Genomic DNA, 20651 nt, shown 5'->3' with positions numbered 1-20651 from the left:
GTTTTTCAGGGGGCAGCTTAGCGGATCTTCACGCCTTCGAGCTCGGGCTTCGGCGGCGGGAATTCCAGCTTCATGTCGGTCATCGTGCGCAGCAGCAGCTCGGCGATCATCACGTTGCGGTGCGTCTTCGAGTTCGCCGGGATCACGTACCACGGCGCATGCTCGGCGGACGTCGCGGCGAGCGCGTCGCGGTAGGCGCTCTGGTACGCATCCCAGTGCTTGCGCGCGTCGAGATCGGAGATGTCGAACTTCCAGTGCTTGGTCGGATCGTCGATGCGCGCCTGCAGCCGCTCGCGCTGCTCGTCCTTCGAGATGTGCAGGAAGCACTTGACGATCGTCGTGCCGTTCTCGACCAGCATCGTCTCGAAATCGCGGATCTGCCGGTAGCGGCGCTCGCACTCCTTCGCGTCGATCAGGTCGAGCACGCGCGGCACGAGCACGTCTTCATAGTGGCTGCGGTTGAAGATCGCGAGCTCGCCCGCGGCCGGCACCTGCGCATGCACGCGCCACAGGAAGTCGTGCGCGGCCTCGATCGGCGTGGGCGCCTTGAACGACACGACGCGCAGGCCGAGCGGATCGACCTCGCGGAACACCGCGCGCACGGTGCCGTCCTTGCCGCTGGTGTCCATCCCCTGCAGCACCAGCAGCACGCGCTTCTTCTGCTGCGTGTGCAGGCGCTCCTGCTGCACGTCGAGCTCGGTCGACACGGCCGACAGCCGTGCGCGGTCGTCGTCCTTCGAACCGGACGAGAACGGCTTCGCGGCCGGGTCGAACGCATCGAGCTTGAATGCTGCGGCTTCCTTCTCGCGCGTGCTGTACGGCACGCGGAAATCGTCGAGCGACGGTTGTTTCGCCATTCGTTCCTCCGTTGGACGCAATGGTGCATACGATAACGCATCCACCAAACGCAACGGGCCGCCCCGAACTGGTTCGGAGCGGCCCGTCGTCAAGCGCGGTTCAGGCGCGCGGTCATGCTCAGCCGAGCTTCTTCTTCAGCAGTTCGTTGACCTGCTGCGGATTGGCCTTGCCCTTGGTCGCCTTCATCGCCTGGCCGATCAGCGCGTTGAACGCCTTCTCCTTGCCCGCGCGGAATTCCTCGACCGACTTCGCGTTCGCCGCGAGCACCTCGTCGATGATCGCTTCCAGCGCGCCGGTGTCGGAGATCTGCTTCAGCCCCTTCGCGTCGATGATGCGGTCGGCCGCACCTTCGTCGGTCGCCTTCTCGTCCCAGATCGTCGCGAAGATTTCCTTCGCGATCTTGTTCGAGATCGTGCCGTCGGCGATGCGCTGCAGCACGAGCGCGAGCTGCGCGGCCGAGACCGGAATCGCGTCGATCTCGATGCCGTCGCGGTTCAGCTGCGACGACACGTCGCCCATCAGCCAGTTCGCGGCGATCTTCGCATTCGCGGCGCCCGCCTTCGCGACCACGGCTTCGAAATACGCGGCCATCGCCTTGCTCGACGTCAGCACGCCCGCGTCGTACGCGGACACGCCGTACTGCTCGACGAAGCGCTGCTGCATCGCGGCCGGCAGCTCGGGCATCCCGGACTGCACGCGCTCGATCCAGTCCTGGCCGATCACGAGCGGCATCAGGTCCGGGTCGGGGAAGTAGCGGTAGTCGTGCGCATCTTCCTTGCTGCGCATCGACTCAGTCTTGCGCTTGTCCGGATCGTAAAGACGCGTTTCCTGCACGACTTCGCCGCCATCCTCGATCAGTTCGATCTGACGCTGCACTTCGTAGTTGATCGCCTCTTCGAGGAACCGGAACGAGTTCAGGTTCTTGATTTCCGCGCGCGTGCCGAACTTCTCCTGGCCGACCGGGCGCACCGACACGTTCGCGTCGCAGCGGAACGAGCCTTCCTGCATGTTGCCGTCACAGATGCCGAGCCACACGACGAGTGCGTGCAACGCTTTCGCATAGGCCACGGCCTCCGCCGCGCTGCGCATTTCCGGCTCGGTGACGATCTCGAGCAGCGGCGTGCCAGCGCGGTTCAAGTCGATTCCCGTCATCCCTGCATAGTCCTCGTGCAGCGACTTGCCGGCATCCTCCTCGAGGTGCGCGCGGGTCAGGTTGATCGTCTTCTCGTACGCGGCCTTGCCAGCTTTCTCGTTAGCCGGGACCTGGATCGTGAGCGTGCCGCCCTGCACGACCGGAATCTCGTACTGGCTGATCTGATAGCCCTTCGGCAGATCCGGGTAGAAATAATTCTTGCGCGCGAAGATGCTGCGCGGCGCGATGGTCGAGCCGATCGCGAGGCCGAAGCGGATCGCGCGTTCGACCGCGCCGCGGTTCAGCACCGGCAGCACGCCCGGCAGCGCCAGGTCCACCGGGCAGGCCTGCGTGTTCGGCTCGGCGCCGAACTGCGTCGACGCGCCCGAGAAAATCTTCGAGACGGTCGACAGCTGCGCGTGCGTCTCCAGACCGATAACGACTTCCCATTGAGTAGTCATATTCATGCCTCCCGCCGAGCCGCCTCAAGGGAGGCATGCGCCCCCTCGGGGGACAGCGAACAAAGTGAGCGTGGGGGCTCATTCCCCACCCCTGCCGGAACTTGCTTGTGCCAGTCGGTCGCGCGCTGGAACGCGTCGGCGACCTGCAGCATCCGGGCTTCGTTGAAATAGTTGCCGATGATCTGCAGGCCGACCGGGCGCTTCGCGTTCGCGCCCGCGCCGAAGCCGCACGGCACGCTCATGCCGGGCAGGCCGGCCAGGCTCACCGACAGCGTGTAGATATCCGCGAGATACATCTGCACCGGATCGTCGCCCTTCGAGCCGAGATCCCATGCGACCGTCGGCGAAGCCGGGCCCATGATCACGTCGCAGGACTTGAACGCTTCCTGGAAATCGTTCGCGATGATGCGGCGGATCTTCTGCGCCTGCAGGTAGTACGCGTCGTAGTAGCCGTGCGACAGCACGTACGTGCCGACCAGAATCCGGCGCTTCACCTCGGGGCCGAAGCCTTCCGCGCGCGACTTCTTGTACATGTCGAGCAGGTCGCCGTACTGCGCGGCGCGGTGGCCGAAGCGCACGCCGTCGAAACGCGACAGGTTCGACGACGCCTCGGCCGGCGCGATCACGTAGTACACGGGGATCGACAGTTCCGTCTTCGGCAGCGACACGGGCACGAGCGTCGCGCCGAGCGCTTCGTATGCCTTGAGCGCCGCGTCGATCGCCGCGCGCACGTCGTCGGCGAGACCGTCGCCGAAATACTCGTTCGGCAGGCCGATGCGCAGGCCCGCAAGCGGCTTGCCCGCATCGTTGCCGGCCGCCCACGGCTGGCCGAGGTGGCGCGTGAAGTCTTCATCGTCGCGCTCGAGGCTCGTCGAGTCGCGCTCGTCGAAGCCGGCCATCGCGTTCAGCAGCAGCGCGCAGTCGGACGCGCTCTGCGCCATCGGGCCGCCCTGATCGAGCGACGACGCGAACGCGATCATCCCGTAGCGCGACACGCGGCCGTAGGTCGGCTTGATGCCCGTCACGCCCGCGAACGACGCGGGCTGGCGGATCGAGCCGCCGGTGTCGGTGCCGGTCGCGGCCGGCGCGAGGCGCGCGGCGACCGCGGCCGAGCTGCCGCCCGAGCTGCCGCCCGGCACCGCGTTCGTGTCCCACGGGTTCTTCACCGCGCCGAACGCCGAATTCTCGTTCGACGAGCCCATCGCGAACTCGTCCATGTTGGTCTTGCCGAGCGTGACCATGCCGGCCGCCTGCAGGCGGGCGACGACGGTCGCGTCGAACGGGCTTTCATAATTCGCGAGCATCTTCGAGCCGGCGGTCGAGCGCCAGCCGCGCGTGACGAAGACATCCTTGTGCGCGATCGGCAGGCCGGTGAGCGCGCCGCCCGCGCCGCGCGCGAGTTCCGCGTCGGCGGCTTTGGCCTTCGCGAGGGTCAGATCGGCGTCGACGTGGACGAACGCGTTCAGGTCGCGCGCGGCGTCGATCCGTTTCAGGTAGAGCTGCGCGAGCTCGACGGCCGAGCATTCCTTGGCGGCGAGCGCGGCGCGCAGTTCGGTCAGGCTTTTTGCGTGCATTGAGTGGTTTTCCTGGGAATTCTGGGTCGCGCGCGGCGCTGGCCGGCGCGCTTGTCGTCGAATGCTTACTCGATCACCTTCGGCACGAGATAGAGGCCGTCCTGGACGGCCGGCGCCGGACGCTGGTTGTCGTCGCGATTGACAACTTCCGTCACGGCGTCGTCGCGCAGGCGCTGCGCGACTTCCTGGATCTGTTCGATCGGGTGGGCGAGCGGCGCGATGCCGGCGGTGTCGACCGCCTGCATCTGCTCGACGAGGCCGAAGAGTTCATTGAGCTGGCCGAGCATGTGCTCGGCGTCGGCGTCGGCCATTTCGAGTCGCGCCAGGTGCGCGATGCGTTTCACATCGGTCAGGGTCAGGGCCATGCGATCACCGGAAGAACAAGGCTGCGCAGCGCATCGAAAGCAGCACTGCGGCGGGGGGTTGGAGGGTGCGATCCCACCCTCAAAAATCGGGACTGAAGCGGCAAAAATACCGCCCGTTTCGATTCAAATACCGTGAAATTATAAGGTATCATTACGCGTTCGACCCAAACCCGGCAGCCTTTTCCCGCACCGTTTCGCCCCGCTTCGGCAAGCCGTGCGTGCTTCGTGCGATCCCCGGTAGACATCACTCGCAGCTTCGTGCGCCGCGGCGGCCGCTTCCGCCACGCTTCCCGAGGCTGTTATTTTTTCCGCTGCCGCCCTCAGCGTTGCACGCCACGCAGGGCCGGCCCAGAGCGAAACAGGATTCTGAATGTTCGGTTTTTTGCGCAGCTACTTCTCCAACGATCTCGCGATCGACCTCGGCACCGCAAACACCCTGATCTACATGCGCGGCAAGGGCATCGTCCTCGATGAGCCGTCCGTCGTGTCGATCCGCCAGGAAGGCGGCCCCAACGGCAAGAAGACGATCCAGGCCGTCGGCAAGGAAGCCAAGCAGATGCTCGGCAAGGTGCCGGGCAACATCGAGGCGATCCGCCCGATGAAAGACGGCGTGATCGCCGACTTCACCGTCACCGAGCAGATGATCAAGCAGTTCATCAAGACGGCCCACGAGTCGCGCATGTTCTCGCCGTCGCCGCGCATCATCATCTGCGTGCCGTGCGGCTCGACCCAGGTCGAGCGCCGCGCGATCAAGGAAGCCGCGCACGGCGCCGGCGCATCGCAGGTCTACCTGATCGAAGAGCCGATGGCGGCCGCGATCGGCGCAGGCCTGCCGGTGTCGGAAGCCACCGGCTCGATGGTCGTCGACATCGGCGGCGGCACGACGGAAGTCGGCGTGATCTCGCTCGGCGGTATCGTGTACAAGGGTTCGGTGCGCGTCGGCGGCGACAAGTTCGACGAGGCGATCGTCAACTACATCCGCCGCAACTACGGGATGCTGATCGGCGAACAGACCGCCGAAGCGATCAAGAAGGAAATCGGCTCCGCGTTCCCGGGCTCCGAAGTCAAGGAAATGGAAGTGAAGGGCCGCAACCTGTCGGAAGGCATTCCGCGCAGCTTCACGATCTCCAGCAACGAAATCCTCGAAGCGCTGACCGATCCGCTGAACCAGATCGTGTCGTCGGTGAAGATCGCGCTCGAACAGACGCCGCCGGAACTCGGCGCCGACATCGCCGAACGCGGGATGATGCTGACGGGCGGCGGCGCGCTGCTGCGCGACCTCGATCGCCTGCTGGCGGAAGAAACCGGCCTGCCGGTGCTCGTCGCGGAAGATCCACTCACCTGCGTCGTGCGCGGTTCGGGCATGGCGCTCGAGCGCATGGACAAGCTGGGCAGCATCTTCTCGTACGAGTGATCGTCCAGGCAACATGACGCAACCGCGGCGTGGCCGGCTCGCTCGTCTAGAACGAACCGCCGCGCCGTTTGCGCGTCTGAGCATCATTTAACCGATCGTTCGCGCCCGGCGCCGACCATGGAATACAGTCCGCCGCCCCTCTTCAAGCAAGGTCCGCCCGCGCTCGCGCGGCTTATCTTCTTCGTCGCCCTCGCCATCGCGCTCCTCGTATCGGACGCGCGCTTCAGCACGCTCGAAATCGTCCGCGGCGCGCTCGGCACCGTGCTCTATCCGCTGCAGCGCATCGCGCTCGTGCCGCGCGACCTGTTCATGGGCGCGGCCGACATCGCCGTGACCGGCGCGTCGCTGCGCCACGAGAACGACGACCTCCGCAAGCGCAACCTGCAGCTGTCCACGCAGGCCAACCAGGCCGCCGTGCTCGCGCAGGAGAACGCGCACCTGCGCGCGGTGCTCGAGCTGCGCCAGCACATCGCGACGCAATCGACGCCGGCCGAGATCCAGTACGACACGAGCGATCCGTTCACGCAGAAGATCGTGATCGGCCAGGGGTCGCAGCAGGGCATCCAGAACGGCGCGCCCGTCGTCAGCGAGAACGGCGTGGTCGGCCAGGTCACGCGCGTGTTCCCGCTGCAATCCGAAGTCACGCTGGTCACCGACCGCGATCTCGCGATTCCCGTGCAGGTGCTGCGCACCGGCCTGCGCAGCGTGATCTACGGCACGCCGAAGGGCGATTCGCTCGACCTGCGCTTCGTGCCGACGAGTGCGGATCTCGTGGTCGGCGACGAGCTCGTCACGAGCGGCCTCGACGGCGTCTACCCCCCCGGCCTGCCGGTCGCGAAGGTCGTGCGCGTCGACAAGCTCGCCGACACGGCATTCGCGCGCGTGACCTGCGCGCCGATCGCCGCCGTGCGCGGCGCGCGCCAGATGCTCGTGCTGCATTACCAGAACGACATCCCGCCGCGCCCGGCCGAGCCCGATCCGGCCGCCGACAAGAACACGAAGGGCAAGAAGGGCGCGAAAGCCGCCGCCAAGGGCGAGAAGGCCGACAAGGCTGACGCGAATGCGAAGCCGGCCGCCGCGGCCCAGCCCGGCGCGAAGCCTGCGGCACCGGCCGCTCCGGCCAAGCCCGCCGCCGCGCCCGCGAAGCCTGCGGCCGGGCAATCAGGAGCCCAGCGATGAATCGCCCGCAATACATCCTGCAGCCGGTCAACCCGTACTTCATCGTCTTCAGCCTCGCCGCCGCGTTCCTGCTGAACCTGATGCCGTGGGGCCGCCTGCCCGGCGTGCCCGACTTCGTCGCGCTCGTACTGCTGTTCTGGAACATCCACCAGCCGCGCAAGGTCGGGATGGGCGTCGCATTCGCACTCGGCATCCTGATGGACGTGCATGACGCAGGGCTGCTCGGCGAGCACGCGCTCGCCTATACGCTGCTGTCGTACGGCGCGATCACGATCCACCGCCGCGTGCTGTGGATGCCGATCGGCGTGCAGGTGCTGTACGTCACGCCGCTGCTGGTCGTCGCGCAGCTCGTGCCGTTCGTGATCCGCCTCGTGATGGGCGCCGCGTTCCCGGGCTGGCGCTACCTGGTCGACGGCTTCGTCGAGGCCGCGCTGTGGCCGATCGCGAGCCACTTGCTGCTGATGCCGCAACGCCGCCCGGTCGATCCGGACGATACGCGCCCCATCTGAGCCGGACCGACCTTTGAATACCCGCCGCCCCCAAACCCGCCGCGCGCCGCGCTCAGGGGCGGCACCTCGCCCGCCCGCACGCGGGTCAGACCGATCCTAGCCGCATGACCGAATTCAACGACACCCAACAGCAGCTCTCGAAGTTCCGCCTGCGCGTCGCGGCGGCGGGCGTGTTCGTGTTCGTCTGCTTCGGGCTGCTCGCGAGCCGCTTCTTCTACCTGCAGTTGATGCAGCACGGCAAATACGCGCTGCAGGCCGAGGAAAACCGCATCTCCGTCGCGCCGATCGTGCCGAACCGCGGGATCATCACCGACCGCAACGGCGTGATCCTCGCGAAGAACTATTCGGCCTATACGCTCGAGATCACACCGTCGAAGCTCGACGACACGCTCGAGAACACGATCGACAAGCTGTCCGAGATCATCCCGATCGACGCGCGCGATCGCCGCCGCTTCAAGAAGCTGCAGGAAGACTCGAAGAACTTCGAGAGCCTGCCGATCCGTACCCGGCTCACCGACGAGGAAGTCGCGCGCTTCACCGCGCAGCGCTTCCGCTTCCCCGGCGTCGACGTGCGCGCGCGGCTGTTCCGGCAATATCCGCTCGGCACGACGGCCGCGCACGTGATCGGCTACATCGGCCGGATCTCGAAGCGCGACCAGGATCGCATCGACGCGATGAGCGACGACAACGACAGCGATCAGGAAAACTACGATCCGCGCCGCGACGCGAACAACTACAAGGGCACCGACTACATCGGCAAGATCGGCGTCGAGCAGAGCTACGAGACCGAGCTGCACGGGCTGACGGGCTTCGAGGAAGTCGAGGTGACGGCCGGCGGCCGGCCGGTGCGCACGCTGTCGCGCACGCAGGCGACGCCCGGCAACAACCTCGTGCTGTCGCTCGACATCGGGCTGCAGCAGGTCGCCGAGCAGGCGTTCGCCGGCAAGCGCGGCGCGCTGGTCGCGATCGAGCCGAAGACGGGCGACGTGCTCGCGTTCGTGTCGTCGCCGAGCTTCGACCCGAACTCGTTCGTCGACGGCATCGACCAGCAGACCTGGGACGAGCTGAACAACTCGACCGACAAGCCGCTGCTGAACCGCCCGCTGCACGGCACCTACCCGCCCGGCTCGACGTACAAGCCGTTCATGGCGCTCGCCGGCCTGACGCTCGGCAAGCGCACGCCGGGCTGGGGCTTCCAGGATCCCGGCTACTTCACGTTCGGCGGCCACACGTTCCGCAACGACGTGCGCTCGGGCCAGGGCTGGGTCGACATGAACAAGGCGATCATGGTGTCGAACGACACCTACTTCTACATGCTCGCGCGCGATCTCGGCGTGAACGCGATCGCGAACTTCATGAAGCCGTTCGGCTTCGGCCAGATCACCGGGATCGACATCCAGGGCGAGGCGCGCGGGATCCTGCCGTCGACCGACTGGAAGAAGAAGGCGTTCAAGAAGGCCGCGCAGCAGAAGTGGTTCGACGGCGAGACGATCAGCCTCGGGATCGGCCAGGGCTACAACTCGTTCACGATCCTGCAGCTCGCGCACGCAACCGCGACGCTCGCGAACAACGGCGTCGTGATGAAACCCCACCTCGTGAAGGAAATCGAGGATCCGATCACGCGCGGGCGCCGCCTGACCGTGCCGAAGGAAAGCGAAGTGATCCCGCTCAAGCAGGCCGACCTCGACGTCGTGAAGCGCGGGATGGAGAACGTGATCGAGAATCCGTCCGGCACCGCGTACAAGGTGTTCCGCGGCGCGCCGTACCTCGCGGCCGGCAAGACCGGTACCGCGCAGGTGTTCTCGCTGCAAGGCTCCAACTACAAGGGTCACCTGCTCGCCGAGCACCTGCGCGACCACGCGCTGTTCATCGCGTACGCGCCGGTCGACCATCCGCAGATCGCCGTCGCGCTGGTCGTCGAGAACGGCGGCTGGGGGGCGCAGGCCGCCGGCCCGATCGCGCGCCGCGTGCTCGACTTCTACCTCGTCGACCGCCAGAACCCGAAGAACGAAGCAGCGGCCGTGGCGGCTGCGGCTTCGGCGACCGAACCCATCAACGCGCCGGTGATCGGCGACACGAACAAGCCCGCCGCCGTCGCGGCCGGCTTCACCGCGCTGCCGCAGCCGGTCGTGCCGACCGCGGCCAGCGCGGCGGAAGCGGCATCGGCGGCAGCCGCCTCCGAAGCGTCGGCTGCCGCCGGCGCGAGCGCCGCCCCGCCGGCCAGCACCGCTGCGCCGATGGCCGCGAGCCTGCCGCCGATCCGGCGCCCGCACCGGCCACGCCGGCCCGCCAGCGACGCGCAGCCGCTCGTCGCCACGCCGCGCGACGACAATCACCGTGCAACGGCCCCCGCGAAGGCGGCGGACGCCGGCACCGCTCATTAACGGAGAAAGGCATGCAATTCGACAAGCGCGCCTGGCTCGACAAGATCAAGCAGATGTTCGCGGGCTTCGACCGCCCGCTCGCCCTCATCGTGTTCCTGCTGCTGTGCGTCGGCATCGTCACGCTGTACAGCGCGGCGATCGACATGCCGGGCCGTGTCGAGGACCAGTTGCGCAACATCCTGCTGACGTTCGTGCTGATGTGGGTGATCGCCAACATCCCGCCAACGACGCTGATGCGCTTCGCGGTCCCGCTCTACACGTTCGGGGTCGCGCTATTGGTTGCGGTCGCGCTGTTCGGGATGACCAAGAAGGGCGCGAAGCGCTGGCTGAACGTCGGCGTCGTGATCCAGCCGTCGGAAATCCTCAAGATCGCGACACCGCTGATGCTCGCGTGGTACTACCAGCGCCGTGAAGGCGGGCTGCGCTGGTACGACTTCGTCGCCGCATTCGGGATCCTGCTGGTGCCGGTCGGGCTGATCGCGAAGCAGCCCGACCTCGGCACGGGCCTGCTCGTGTTCGCGGCCGGCTTCTTCGTGATCTACCTCGCCGGCCTGTCGTTCAAGCTGATCGTGCCGGTGCTCGTCGCGGGCGTGATCGCGGTCGGCTCGATCGCCGTGTTCGAAGAGCGCATCTGCCAGCCCGAAGTGCAGTGGCCGCTGATGCACGATTACCAGAAGCACCGCGTGTGTACGCTGCTCGACCCGACTTCCGACCCGCTCGGCAAGGGCTTCCACACGATCCAGGCCGTGATCGCGATCGGCTCGGGCGGCGTGCTCGGCAAGGGTTACCTGAAAGGCACGCAGGCGCACCTCGAATTCATTCCCGAAAAGCACACCGACTTCATCTTCGCGGTGTTCTCGGAGGAGTGGGGGCTCGTCGGCGGGCTCGTGCTGCTGACGCTGTACATGGCGCTGATCGCGCGCGGGCTCTATATCGCCGCGCAGGGCGCGACACTGTTCGGCCGCCTGCTCGCGGGCTCGCTCACGCTCGCGTTCTTCGTCTATGCGTTCGTCAACATCGGAATGGTGAGCGGCGTGCTGCCGGTCGTCGGCGTGCCGCTGCCGTTCATGAGTTACGGCGGCACCGCGCTCACGACGCTCGGCATCGCGATCGGGATGATCATGAGCGTCGGGCGGCAGCGGCGGTTGATGAAGAGTTGACCGCGCGACACGCACCGCACAAAGCAAAACAGCGCCTCGGCGCCGTTTTTTTTCGACCGTGCAGAGCGAACACGGCCGCACTTCGCCGCGCCGCCCCCGCTCACGGCGACGGAGCGTGCGCCTCGCCCGGCCCCGCGCCGGCACCCGATGCCGGCCCCTGCGCCTTCAGCCGCGCGCTCAGCTCCTTGAATTTCAGCCCGGCCGTCTCGTCGCCCTGCGCGGCCGCCGCCGCGTAATACGCCCGCGCGATGTTGAGGTTCTGCTCGACGCCGTCGCCGCCGCGCTCGTAGAACGACGCGGTCACGTACTGCGCGGTCGGCTCGCCGGCGTCGGCGGCCTGCTTGTACCACGTGAACGCCTGCCGGTTGTCGCGCGGCGTGCCGCGCCCGTCGAGGAACTGGTTCGCGAGCGACAGCTCGGCCTGCACATGCCCCTGCTTCGCCGCCCGCAGGAACCAGCGGTGCGCTTCGGCCGGATCGCGCGTGACGAACTCGCCGTCGTCGAACATCCGGCCGTACACGTACTGCGCATGCGACATGTTCGCGTCGGCCGCGCGCTTCAGCCAGCGCAGCCCTTCGTCGACGTTCGCGGTCACGCCTTCGCCCGTCAGCAGCATCATCGCGTAGTTGAATTGGGCGAGACGGTCGCCACGCTCGGCCGCGTCGTGGAACTGCACCAGCGCCGCACGATAGTCGCCGGCGTTGTAGTCGGCGACCGCCGATTGCGTCTCGTGCGACGGATCGGGCTTCGCTTGCGGCGCGCCCTGTGCGGCCGCCGCGATACACACGACCCACAGGCCGAGCAGCGCGCCGACCTGCCCGCGCCTCCCGATCACACCCTGCGCGCGCCCGCGGCACGCGCCATCGCCACCGTTCATGACCGTACCTCCTGCAGCGCCTGCCGCGTTGCGCGCAACAGCCAGCTTACGTCGGCCGACAGCGTGATCATCCGGTAGCCGGCGTCGCGATACTGGCGCGCGACCGCCGTATCGCCCGCGAAGATGCCGACCGCGACGCCGGCCTGCCGGCCGGCCGCGAGCACGCGCGCCATCGCGGTTTCGACGTCCGGGTGACGGATGTCGCCAAGGTGTCCGAGGCTTGCCGCGAGGTCCGCCGGACCGACGAACAGGCAATCGACGCCGGGCAGCGCCGCAATCCGCTCGACTTCATCGACGCCGCGCGCCGATTCGATCTGCACGATCACCGCGACCTGCGCGTTCGCCGTCTGCACGTAATCGCGGCGCATGCCGAACGCCGCCGCGCGCACCATGCCCGCGACGCCGCGCAGCCCGTCCGGCGAATCGCGCGACGGATAGCGCGTCAGCCGCACCGCATGCGCGGCATCGTCCGGTGTCTCGATACCTGGAAACATCAGCGTGCGTGCGCCCGCATCGAGCGCGCGCTTCACGAGCCACGGCTCGCGCGCCGGCACACGCACGACGGGCTCGCTCGGCAGATGGGCGGCGGCGATCGCGCGCAACTGCGATGCAACATCGCGGCTGTCGTTCGGCGCGTGCTCCATGTCGATGCAGAGCCAGTCGTAGCCGGCATGCGCGAGCGCTTCCGCGGCCGAGTCGCTGCCGAGCGACAGCCACAGGCCGTACAGCGGCTCGTCGCCGTCGCGCAGGCGTTGTTTGAGGGAATTGGTGAGCGTGCTCATCGATACGGCCTCCAGGACGGAACGGCAATCGAACGGGACAAGCAACGGGCAAAGCGGAGCGCCGCACGCCGAGCAGCAATGCACGGCGGCGCCAGGACCGGGCCCCGGAACGTTGGTCGGGCGTAGGCGGCCGATCTGACAGCGCCGGCCGCACGATCGCGCACGGCAGCGTTTTCGGCGCCACGCAACGATCATAGCGCGGCGTCACGCGGAATGTGGGAACGGACGGGAAGCGAGGCGGGACAAGGCCGCGAGGTGCGGCGCCAGGCAGCCCGCGCCGGCTGGCGGGGCTGCCGTGAAGGCAGGATCAGCGGCCGGACTGGCGCTCGACGTCGGCCCAGCAGTTCGGCGTTTCGTACAGGCGCACGCGCTCGAGCCGCAGGTTCACGCCGTAGTGCGCGTCGTAGACGTTCGCGAGAATGTCGAACGCGATCGCCGCGAGATTCTCGACGGTCGGGATCCGGTCGATCACGACGGTCTTGTGGTCGGCCATCTGCTCGAGGAACGAGCGCACGACCTCATCGCGCGCGTAGACCAGGAACGCGTGGTCCCACTTGCCGACCAGGTGCTCCATCGCGAGCGCCTTCACGTCGGCGAAATCCATCACCATGCCGCGGTCGGGCGCCCCCTCGGTATCGACGAGATCGCCGCGCAGCGTGACTTCGAGCACGTAGCGATGACCATGCAGGTTCCGGCACTGGCTGCGGTGATCGGGAATGCGGTGGCCCGCGTCGAATTCGAGTTTTCGGGTAATCAGCACGATGTCAAAAGCCGGAGCTCAGGGAATGTTCAGATATTTGTGGGTCTGCATCGACAACCGCCACTGCGGATGACGCTTGCACCAGTCGATCGCGAGCTTCGTATTGAGGTCGCGCGACGGGCCGTCCATCGGCTGGACGAGGAAATACGCGAAGTCGAGCTTCGCGTAGTCGGCCAGCCGCTGGTTGTCCTGCGGGATCACGACCTTCAGCTCGTCGCCCTTCGTGACGACGAGCGGCGCGTCGGCCTTCGGGCTCACGCAGATCCAGTCGATCGATTCGAGCACCGGCAGCGAGCCGTTGGTCTCGATCGCGATCTCGAAGCCGGCCGCGTGCAGCGCATCGACGAGCGCCTGGTCGAGCTGCAGCATCGGTTCACCGCCCGTGCAGACGACGAAGCGGTGCGCCTCGCCCTCCGGCCACAGGCCGGCGATCGTCGCGACGAGCGCTTCGGCGTCCTTGAACTTGCCGCCGTTCTCGCCGTCGGTGCCGACGAAGTCGGTATCGCAGAAGCGGCACACGGCCTCCGCACGATCCTCTTCGCGGCCCGACCACAGGTTGCAGCCGGCGAACCGGCAGAACACGGCCGGCCGGCCCGCGTTCGCGCCCTCGCCCTGCAACGTGTAGAAAATTTCCTTGACCGCGTAAGTCATCGTCCTTGGTCCGGCTCGCGCCGCTCGTTGTCGATCAGAATCCGTTATCCATCCAGCGCTGCCGGCGCACCCGCGTCACAGCGGCGCTTCGGTCACCCGCTCGCCCTTCAGGTAGGCCTCGTAGCCGCGCTTGCGCAGCTTGCAGGCCGGACATTCGCCGCAGCCGAAGCCCCAGTCGTGCAGTTCCGCGCGCTCGCCCACGTAGCACGTGTGCGTCTCGACGCGGATCAGTTCGACGAGCGCCTCGCCGCCGAGCTGCTCGGCGAGCTGCCACGTTTGTGCCTTGTCGAGCCACATCAGCGGCGTCTCGAGCACGATGCGCGTGTCCATCCCGAGGTTCAGCGCGACCTGCAGCGCCTTCATCGTGTCGTCGCGGCAGTCGGGATAGCCCGAGAAATCCGTCTCGCACATCCCGCCGACCAGCACGCGCAGCCCGCGGCGGTAGGCGATCGCCGCGGCGATCGTCATGAACATCAGGTTGCGGCCCGGCACGAACGTGTTCGGCAGGCCGTTCGCCGCCGTCTCGATCTCGATCGTGCGCGTCATCGCGGTATCGCTGATCGCGCCGAGCACCGACAGGTCGATCATGTGATCGTCGCCGAGCCGGTCCGACCATGCGGGAAACTTGCGCTTCAGCGCCTCGCGCACGCCTTCGCGACATTCGAGCTCGACGCGGTGGCGCTGGCCGTAATCGAAGCCGAGCGTCTCGACCGTCTGGTAGCGTTCGAGGGCCCATGCCACGCACGTGGCCGAATCCTGCCCGCCGGAAAACAACACGAGCGCGCCGTCTTTAGCGTCTGTCCGAATCACCGTGATACTCCGTGAATGTGTAGGCTCGCGTCGCGCTGCGCCCCGGGGCCGGCTGCCGCCGGACGGCCCGACGCGTGCCGGCCTAAGCCGGCTCGACCAGTATAGGCAGCGCAATCGGCCGCGAACGCGGCGGAGCGCTTATACCGCCCATCGCGCGGCATCGTTGCCGCGCGCCACGGCGGCGCCACGCTGGCAGCCTGCCGTGCGCATGAAGCGATGCGCTAAGTTATTGAGCGGACAAGGATTTTATCATGCCCTCACGAATACTGCCGGGCACGCCACGCCACCGCCCTCATCACGCAAACCCCACCACAAACGAAAAACCCCAAGAACCTTCCGATTCTTGGGGTTTTAATTCTGGTGGCCTGGGACGGAATCGAACCATCGACACGCGGATTTTCAATCCGCTGCTCTACCAACTGAGCTACCGGGCCAACGAAGAAGAGAAAGTATATCGGCCCTTCTTCACTTGAGCAAGTACTTTCGCAAAATATTTTATGCGGCGCCTTCGGACGGCTTCTTGCCGAGCTCGACGCCGAGCTGCTTGAGCTTGCGATACAGGTGCGTGCGCTCGAGGCCCGTCTTCTCCGCGACGCGCGTCATGCTGCCGTTTTCGCGCGCGAGGTGATATTCGAAGTACGCGCGCTCGAACGCATCGCGCGCTTCGCGCAACGGGATGTCGAACGGAATCGCGGCCGTCTGGCCTGCGACGCCGAGTGCCGAAGCCATGTCGTCGCCGAGCGTCGGCAGCGCAGCCGCGGACGCAACCGCCGCGGGCCCCGCTGCCTGCCCCGCACCGGCCCTCGCCGCCGCGTTCGCGGACACCGGCGCCGCGCCGCGTGCGAGACCGTGCTCGACGGACTTCAGCAGCTTCTGCAGCGCGATGGGCTTCTCGAGGAAATCGAGCGCACCGATCTTCGTCGCCTCGACGGCCGTATCGATCGTCGCGTGCCCGGACATCATGATCACGGGCATCGTCAGCAGCCCCTGCGCTGCCCACTCCTTGAGCAACGTCACACCGTCGGTATCGGGCATCCAGATATCGAGCAGCACGAGATCGGGCGCCTGATTCAACCGGTATTCCCGCGCGGCCTGCGCGTTCTCCGCCGCCTCGACGACATGTCCTTCGTCGCTGAGGATCTCCGAGAGCAATTCCCGGATGCCCATTTCATCATCTACCACCAGGATGGTTGCCATTTACGCTGCCTTTGTCTGCTCACTTGCTTTTGTCTTGGCGGGTGCCGTCCCGTCCTGCACGCCTGATTCGGCGTCTGGCGCATCGCTCGCCATCTGCAGGAACAGGATCGACACCTGCGCACCCTCGACGGTCTCGCCGTGCATGCGATTGCGCAGATCGATCCGCGCACCGTGCTCATCGACGATTTTCTTGACCATGGCCAACCCCAGACCCGTGCCCTTCGCCTTCGTCGTCACATAAGGCTCGAACGCGCGGGTCAGGATGCGCGCCGGAAAACCGGGCCCGTTGTCGGACACGGTAAGACGTACCGCGACGCGCGTTTTACCCTCGGCGTCGGGATCGCCATATTCTACTGTCTTGGTTTCAATCAACACACGCGGATGCGCCGACTCCGCGACCGAATCCTGCGCATTCTGCAGCAGGTTGTGAATCACCTGGCGCAGTTGCGTCGCGTCACCGCGTATTACCGGCAGCGACGGCGCGAGCTCGGCGACGATCGCGCTCTTGCCTTCGCCCACACCGTACAGCCCGAGCACCTCGCTCGCCAGTTCGTTCAGCTGCAGATTCGCGAGCACCGCCGGCGGCGTCCGCGCATATTCGCGGAAATCGTCGACCATCCGCTTCATCGCGGCCACCTGGTTGACGATCATCGTCGCGCCGCGCTTGAGCACATCGGCGTCGGACGGTGCGAGCTTGTCCGACAGCTTCATCTGCAGCCGCTCCGCCGACAGCTGAATCGGCGTCAGCGGATTCTTGATCTCGTGCGCGAGCCGGCGCGCGACCTCGCCCCACGCGACCGAACGCTGCGCGGAAATCACATCGGAGATGTCGTCGAACACGACGACGTAACCGGACGTCTGCGGATCGTCGGCCTGCCCCTCGACCGTCGACACGAGGCGCGTGCCGCGCACGAGCAGCGTCAGCGGATCGGCTTCGCCGGGCAGCTCGATCGCGAACTGCTGCTGCCAGTGGCCGCCGTCGCCGCTGGCGCCGTCGGACGCCGCCTCGCGATCGGCGAACGCCTTGCGCACCATCGCGCCGAACCCGGCGGCCACGCCGATCCGGTCGAGCGTCGTGCCGATCAGCGCGTTGAACGGCTGCCGGAAGATCCGCTCGGCGCCGCGATTGGCCGTCGTCAGCCGGAACTGGCGGTCGAGCACGAACACGCCGGCCGTCAGGTTCGCGAGGATGCTCTCGAGATACGTCTTCGAATGCTCGAGCGCGACCCGGTTCTTCTCGACCGCGAGCCGCGCCTCGGACAACTGGCGCGTCATCGCGTTGAACGACTGCGTGAGGAAGCCGAGCTCGTCGCGCGTCTTGATCTCGCGCTTCGGCGTGTAGTCGCCTTCCGTGATCTCCTTGGTGCCCTGCGCGAGCAGGAACAGCGGCCGCGCGAGCTGCTGGCCGAGCGCGAGCGCGAGCATCATCGCAATGAAGGTCGCGAGGAACAGTGCAAGCGTCAGCGTGCCGATGTACATCTTGCGCAGCCCCGTGCGGCCGAGCGACTTTTCCTGGTACTCGCGATACGCGCGCTGCACGGCATCCGCGTTGTGGGCAAGCGTGGGCGGCACCGGCTGCGTGAGCTGCAGGAAGCGCTCGGCCGGCTGCAGCAGCGACGTCGATGCATCGGGAATCGGCCGCACGACGCGCAACCGCAGCGCACCCTTCGCGCCGTGCGCGCGCGGGTCGCCGTCGACTTCACCCTCGATCGCCGCGTACGCGCCGTGTTCGCGCGCCTGGTTCAGCATCAGCGGCGTCGGCAGGTCGTCCGGAATCAGCGCGGCGAAATTGCCCGACGCCTGCGCAACGATGTGCAGGTCGGGGGCCGCCCCCGAGCCGCCGCGACTCGGCTCGACGATCGTCGCGTCCTGCACGCCGAACTGGTCGCGCATCCGCAGCAGCGTGAGCGTCGTGCCGTTGGTGTTCGCATCGACGCTCGCAAGCTGGTCGGACATCAGCCGCGCCTTCGTCTGCAGATCGGACAGCGAAGCATCGAGCATCCCGCGGCCGAGGTTCAGGCCGGCCGTCAGCGCCGTCTCGACGTTCACGTCGAACCACGACTCGATGCTGCGCGACACGAACTGGTACGACACGATGTAGATGATCCCGCCAGGCACCACGCCGACGAGCGCGAAGAACACCGCGAGCTTCGCGAGCAGCCGCGTGCCGAACTTGCCCTTCCTCAGGCGCACGACGATCATCCCGATCAGCCCGAGCACCACGAGCAGGAACACGAGCGCGACGACGATGTTCGTCGCGTACAGCCACGAGTAGTAGCGGTCGAAGAATTCGGTATTCGCGCTCGCGGCCGCGAGCAGCACGAGCAGCAACAGCGCGGTGAGCGCGACGGTCGAGACGATCACGCGAACGAGGAAGCTCTTCCCGCTGGCCGCGCGGCGCACTTTATTTAGCACGTTCGGTCACCGTGAAGTTGAAGCGCTTCCAGTCCGACCCGAGCGTCCAGTCGCGGTTGTTCACGGCATCGACCTGGAACGGCTTCGGCATCAGCGCCGTATCGAGCTGCATCCGCACCGATGCCGTGTAGGTTTCACCGGCGCGCACCTGGTTGCGGTCGATCACGTGCCAGGACGTGATGTGCCTGACGACCGCGAGCGCGTCCTTCAGTGACGGGAAGCCGAGCTGCAGGCCGCCCGTCGACACGCGATACTCGCGCGTGAGCGGCTGGAACGACAGGCGGATCGTCTGCGTCACCGCCACCGGCTGCTCGTCGAACCAGTACCAGCGCGCACGGCTCAACTCGAAGTCGGTCGTGAAATAAAGCGGAATGCCTTTGTTGACGGCATCCTCGAGGCTCGGGTTCAGTTCGAATTCGAAGCGGGCGTCGAGGGCCCAGCCGCTTCCGTCGGACTGGAGCGACGCGCGCTGCACGGCGATCGACTCGGCATGCGCCGGCCGGACGACGGCCAGGCACAGCGTCAGCGCGACCATCAGGGCGGCCGCGAGCCGAAGTGGAAAAAGGTGTTTGATCGTCACCGTTTCTGAAACCGCGCGTAGAAAAATCCGTCGTGATCGGTGTTCTGGTCGAGCGCGCCGGCGGCCGCCCCTCCCTGCACTCCGCCCGGCAGCAGCTGGCCGGGGGCGTCCAATCGTACCGCATCTTCACAGGCCGCTTCAAACCAGCGGGCCTGCAATTCGCCTTCTTCGGGGAAGACTGAACAGGTCACGTAAAGCAGTTCGCCGCCCGGCTTCACGAGCGGCCACAACGCCGACAGGATGCGGCGCTGTTCCGCGACGAGCGCCGGGATGTCAGCCTCGCGGCGCAGCCAGCGAATGTCGGGGTGCCGACGCACGATGCCGGACGCCGAGCATGGCACATCGGCGAGGATGCGGTCGAACGGGCGCCCGTCGTACCACGCGCCGGGTGCGCCCGCATCGCCGACACGCACGTCCGCTTTGAGCGACAGCCGCACGAGGTTCTCGCCGATCCGTGCCGCGCGCGTGGCATCGCTTTCCAGCGCGACGACTTCCGCATCGGCCAGTTCGAGAATATGGCCGGTCTTGCCGCCGGGCGCCGCGCATGCGTCGAGCACACGCATGCCGTCGCGCGCACCGAGCCATTCGGCTGCGAGCTGCGCGCCGGCGTCCTGCACGGACACGACGCCGTCGGCAAACCCCGGAATGCGATCGACCGGTCGCGCCGACGCGAGCCGCACCGCATGCCGGCCGATCGCGGTCGCTTCGATCCCGTTGGCGCGCAGCGTATCGAGATACGCGTCGACGCTCGCGCGGCGCGCGTTCACGCGCAGCGTCAGCGGCCCCTGCTGCTCGCCGGCCGCAAGGATCGCCTGCCATGCATCGGGCCATGCGCGCTTCACCGAATCGACCCACCACGCGCGGTAGTTCCAGCGCGCGACGACATCGTCCTGCAGCGCCGTGACGAGCGCGTCGCGCTCACGCAGGAAACGGCGCAGCACCGCGTTGACCATCCCCTTCGCGAACGCGCATTCGCGGCGGGCACCGATCACGGTCACGGCCTGGTCGACCACCGTGAACGCCGGATACGCGGCCTCGTCCGCCGGGTCGAACAGCAGCGCCAACGCGCCGGCGAGCACCGCGTGAACGTGTGCGGGCGGCGCCTTGCTGATGAGCCGGCCGATCAGCCAATCCGCACTGCCGAGGCGGCGCATCGTCCGGTATGCGACGTCCTGCGTCGCCCCGCGCGCGAGTGCCTGCGCATCGGACGGCATCTGCGCAAATACCGCCGAGAGTGCCGCCGGCAGCGCGGTGCCGCGCCGCACCGCATCGACCGCCTGCGCGGCCGCATCGAGGGCGAAGCCGAGCGAATCAGGCGCGAGATGCAGCGCGGACAGGCGCGCCGGGCGGCCGGAAGAAGACGGAGCAGTAGAACGGGTTCGTGTCATCGGAGCAAATTCGGCAAACAAGCGCGGCAAACGGCGGGATCGCGAGCCCTGCGATCCCAAACCGGGCATTGTAGCGTGCGACGCTGCAGGCCCTTTGGCCCCTTTACCGCACGCACAAATGAAACACCCCGCAGCGCGAGGCGTGCGGGGTGGTG

18 protein-coding genes and 1 tRNA gene are annotated in these 20651 nt (G+C 67.3%); 5 read left to right on the top strand and 14 right to left on the bottom strand.

Annotated features, from left to right (window positions below):
• Positions 1 to 17: 17 nt before the first annotated feature.
• The 4 genes from HWX36_RS05655 to gatC all read right to left on the bottom strand — a co-directional run bounded on the left by HWX36_RS05655 (position 18) and on the right by gatC (position 4390).
• Positions 18 to 857: a polyphosphate kinase 2 family protein gene (locus HWX36_RS05655; RefSeq protein ID WP_175951238.1), complete on the bottom strand. Its 840-nt coding sequence runs from the start codon at positions 855 to 857 to the stop codon at positions 18 to 20.
• Positions 858 to 975: 118 nt separating this feature from the next.
• Positions 976 to 2451, bottom strand: coding sequence for an Asp-tRNA(Asn)/Glu-tRNA(Gln) amidotransferase subunit GatB (gene gatB / locus HWX36_RS05650; protein ID WP_175951495.1), 1476 nt, complete (start codon positions 2449 to 2451; stop codon positions 976 to 978).
• A 2-nt stretch (positions 2452 to 2453) separates the two neighbouring features.
• A complete protein-coding gene (gene gatA, locus HWX36_RS05645) occupies positions 2454 to 4025 on the bottom strand; it encodes an Asp-tRNA(Asn)/Glu-tRNA(Gln) amidotransferase subunit GatA (protein WP_175951237.1) in 1572 nt (523 codons plus the stop codon).
• Positions 4026 to 4090: 65 nt separating this feature from the next.
• A complete protein-coding gene (gene gatC, locus HWX36_RS05640) occupies positions 4091 to 4390 on the bottom strand; it encodes an Asp-tRNA(Asn)/Glu-tRNA(Gln) amidotransferase subunit GatC (protein WP_039353798.1) in 300 nt (99 codons plus the stop codon).
• A 370-nt stretch (positions 4391 to 4760) separates the two neighbouring features.
• Between gatC and HWX36_RS05635 the strand changes: the two genes are divergently transcribed.
• The 5 genes from HWX36_RS05635 to rodA all read left to right on the top strand — a co-directional run bounded on the left by HWX36_RS05635 (position 4761) and on the right by rodA (position 11036).
• Positions 4761 to 5804: a rod shape-determining protein gene (locus tag HWX36_RS05635; protein WP_004189550.1), complete on the top strand. Its 1044-nt coding sequence runs from the start codon at positions 4761 to 4763 to the stop codon at positions 5802 to 5804.
• A 117-nt stretch (positions 5805 to 5921) separates the two neighbouring features.
• Positions 5922 to 6983, top strand: coding sequence for a rod shape-determining protein MreC (gene mreC, locus HWX36_RS05630; protein WP_175951236.1), 1062 nt, complete (start codon positions 5922 to 5924; stop codon positions 6981 to 6983).
• On the top strand, positions 6980 to 7492 hold the full coding sequence (mreD, locus tag HWX36_RS05625) for a rod shape-determining protein MreD (RefSeq protein ID WP_009687274.1): 513 nt from the start codon (positions 6980 to 6982) through the stop codon (positions 7490 to 7492). Before mreC ends, mreD begins: the two co-directional genes overlap by 4 nt.
• A 104-nt stretch (positions 7493 to 7596) precedes the next feature.
• Positions 7597 to 9876 (top strand): penicillin-binding protein 2, encoded by a 2280-nt coding sequence (mrdA, locus tag HWX36_RS05620; RefSeq protein WP_175951235.1) that lies wholly within the window; start codon positions 7597 to 7599, stop codon positions 9874 to 9876.
• An 11-nt stretch (positions 9877 to 9887) separates the two neighbouring features.
• Positions 9888 to 11036, top strand: coding sequence for a rod shape-determining protein RodA (rodA, locus tag HWX36_RS05615; RefSeq protein WP_175951234.1), 1149 nt, complete (start codon positions 9888 to 9890; stop codon positions 11034 to 11036).
• 100 nt (positions 11037 to 11136) lie between these two features.
• On the opposite strand, the gene HWX36_RS05610 is transcribed toward rodA, so the two are convergent.
• The 10 genes from HWX36_RS05610 to rsmB all read right to left on the bottom strand — a co-directional run bounded on the left by HWX36_RS05610 (position 11137) and on the right by rsmB (position 20496).
• Positions 11137 to 11913: a tetratricopeptide repeat protein gene (locus HWX36_RS05610; protein ID WP_175951233.1), complete on the bottom strand. Its 777-nt coding sequence runs from the start codon at positions 11911 to 11913 to the stop codon at positions 11137 to 11139.
• Positions 11910 to 12695 carry an aldolase/citrate lyase family protein gene (locus tag HWX36_RS05605; RefSeq protein ID WP_175951232.1) on the bottom strand — a complete coding sequence of 262 codons (786 nt, stop codon included), beginning with the start codon at positions 12693 to 12695 and terminating at the stop codon, positions 11910 to 11912. The genes HWX36_RS05610 and HWX36_RS05605 overlap by 4 nt, the downstream gene beginning before the upstream one ends.
• Before the next feature lie 307 nt (positions 12696 to 13002).
• Positions 13003 to 13455, bottom strand: coding sequence for a 6-carboxytetrahydropterin synthase QueD (gene queD / locus HWX36_RS05600; protein WP_175951231.1), 453 nt, complete (start codon positions 13453 to 13455; stop codon positions 13003 to 13005).
• Positions 13456 to 13473: 18 nt separating this feature from the next.
• Positions 13474 to 14106: a 7-carboxy-7-deazaguanine synthase gene (gene queE, locus HWX36_RS05595; RefSeq protein WP_175951230.1), complete on the bottom strand. Its 633-nt coding sequence runs from the start codon at positions 14104 to 14106 to the stop codon at positions 13474 to 13476.
• Between the two features lie 75 nt (positions 14107 to 14181).
• A complete protein-coding gene (gene queC, locus HWX36_RS05590) occupies positions 14182 to 14916 on the bottom strand; it encodes a 7-cyano-7-deazaguanine synthase QueC (RefSeq protein ID WP_107310506.1) in 735 nt (244 codons plus the stop codon).
• Between the two features lie 358 nt (positions 14917 to 15274).
• Positions 15275 to 15350, bottom strand: a tRNA-Phe gene (locus tag HWX36_RS05585).
• Positions 15351 to 15411: 61 nt separating this feature from the next.
• On the bottom strand, positions 15412 to 16113 hold the full coding sequence (esaR, locus tag HWX36_RS05580) for a response regulator transcription factor EsaR (RefSeq protein ID WP_175951229.1): 702 nt from the start codon (positions 16111 to 16113) through the stop codon (positions 15412 to 15414).
• Positions 16114 to 18528, bottom strand: a complete 2415-nt coding sequence (gene esaS / locus HWX36_RS05575) for a sensor histidine kinase EsaS (protein ID WP_175951228.1) — start codon at positions 18526 to 18528, stop codon at positions 16114 to 16116.
• The gene (locus tag HWX36_RS05570) at positions 18518 to 19108 is read right to left on the bottom strand and encodes a DUF4390 domain-containing protein (protein ID WP_175951227.1); all 591 of its coding nucleotides are present in this window, start codon (positions 19106 to 19108) and stop codon (positions 18518 to 18520) included. Before HWX36_RS05570 ends, esaS begins: the two co-directional genes overlap by 11 nt.
• Positions 19105 to 20496: a 16S rRNA (cytosine(967)-C(5))-methyltransferase RsmB gene (rsmB, locus tag HWX36_RS05565; protein WP_175951226.1), complete on the bottom strand. Its 1392-nt coding sequence runs from the start codon at positions 20494 to 20496 to the stop codon at positions 19105 to 19107. The genes HWX36_RS05570 and rsmB overlap by 4 nt, the downstream gene beginning before the upstream one ends.
• Positions 20497 to 20651 lie beyond the last annotated feature (155 nt).

This window comes from Burkholderia sp. BCC0405 (assembly GCF_902833075.1).
Classification (GTDB): domain Bacteria; phylum Pseudomonadota; class Gammaproteobacteria; order Burkholderiales; family Burkholderiaceae; genus Burkholderia.
This window is presented reverse-complemented; position numbering and strand designations above follow the sequence as displayed.

Excerpts from the sequence above, each read along its gene's own strand:
- HWX36_RS05655 (WP_175951238.1), bottom strand. The coding sequence starts at position 857 with ATGGCGAAACAACCGTCGCTCGACGATTTCCGCGTGCCGTACAGCACG.
- gatB (WP_175951495.1), bottom strand. The coding sequence starts at position 2,451 with ATGACTACTCAATGGGAAGTCGTTATCGGTCTGGAGACGCACGCGCAG.
- gatA (WP_175951237.1), bottom strand. The coding sequence starts at position 4,025 with ATGCACGCAAAAAGCCTGACCGAACTGCGCGCCGCGCTCGCCGCCAAG.
- gatC (WP_039353798.1), bottom strand. The coding sequence starts at position 4,390 with ATGGCCCTGACCCTGACCGATGTGAAACGCATCGCGCACCTGGCGCGA.
- HWX36_RS05635 (WP_004189550.1), top strand. The coding sequence starts at position 4,761 with ATGTTCGGTTTTTTGCGCAGCTACTTCTCCAACGATCTCGCGATCGAC.
- mreC (WP_175951236.1), top strand. The coding sequence starts at position 5,922 with ATGGAATACAGTCCGCCGCCCCTCTTCAAGCAAGGTCCGCCCGCGCTC.
- mreD (WP_009687274.1), top strand. The coding sequence starts at position 6,980 with ATGAATCGCCCGCAATACATCCTGCAGCCGGTCAACCCGTACTTCATC.
- mrdA (WP_175951235.1), top strand. The coding sequence starts at position 7,597 with ATGACCGAATTCAACGACACCCAACAGCAGCTCTCGAAGTTCCGCCTG.
- rodA (WP_175951234.1), top strand. The coding sequence starts at position 9,888 with ATGCAATTCGACAAGCGCGCCTGGCTCGACAAGATCAAGCAGATGTTC.
- HWX36_RS05610 (WP_175951233.1), bottom strand. The coding sequence starts at position 11,913 with ATGAACGGTGGCGATGGCGCGTGCCGCGGGCGCGCGCAGGGTGTGATC.
- HWX36_RS05605 (WP_175951232.1), bottom strand. The coding sequence starts at position 12,695 with ATGAGCACGCTCACCAATTCCCTCAAACAACGCCTGCGCGACGGCGAC.
- queE (WP_175951230.1), bottom strand. The coding sequence starts at position 14,106 with ATGACTTACGCGGTCAAGGAAATTTTCTACACGTTGCAGGGCGAGGGC.
- esaR (WP_175951229.1), bottom strand. The coding sequence starts at position 16,113 with ATGGCAACCATCCTGGTGGTAGATGATGAAATGGGCATCCGGGAATTG.
- rsmB (WP_175951226.1), bottom strand. The coding sequence starts at position 20,496 with ATGACACGAACCCGTTCTACTGCTCCGTCTTCTTCCGGCCGCCCGGCG.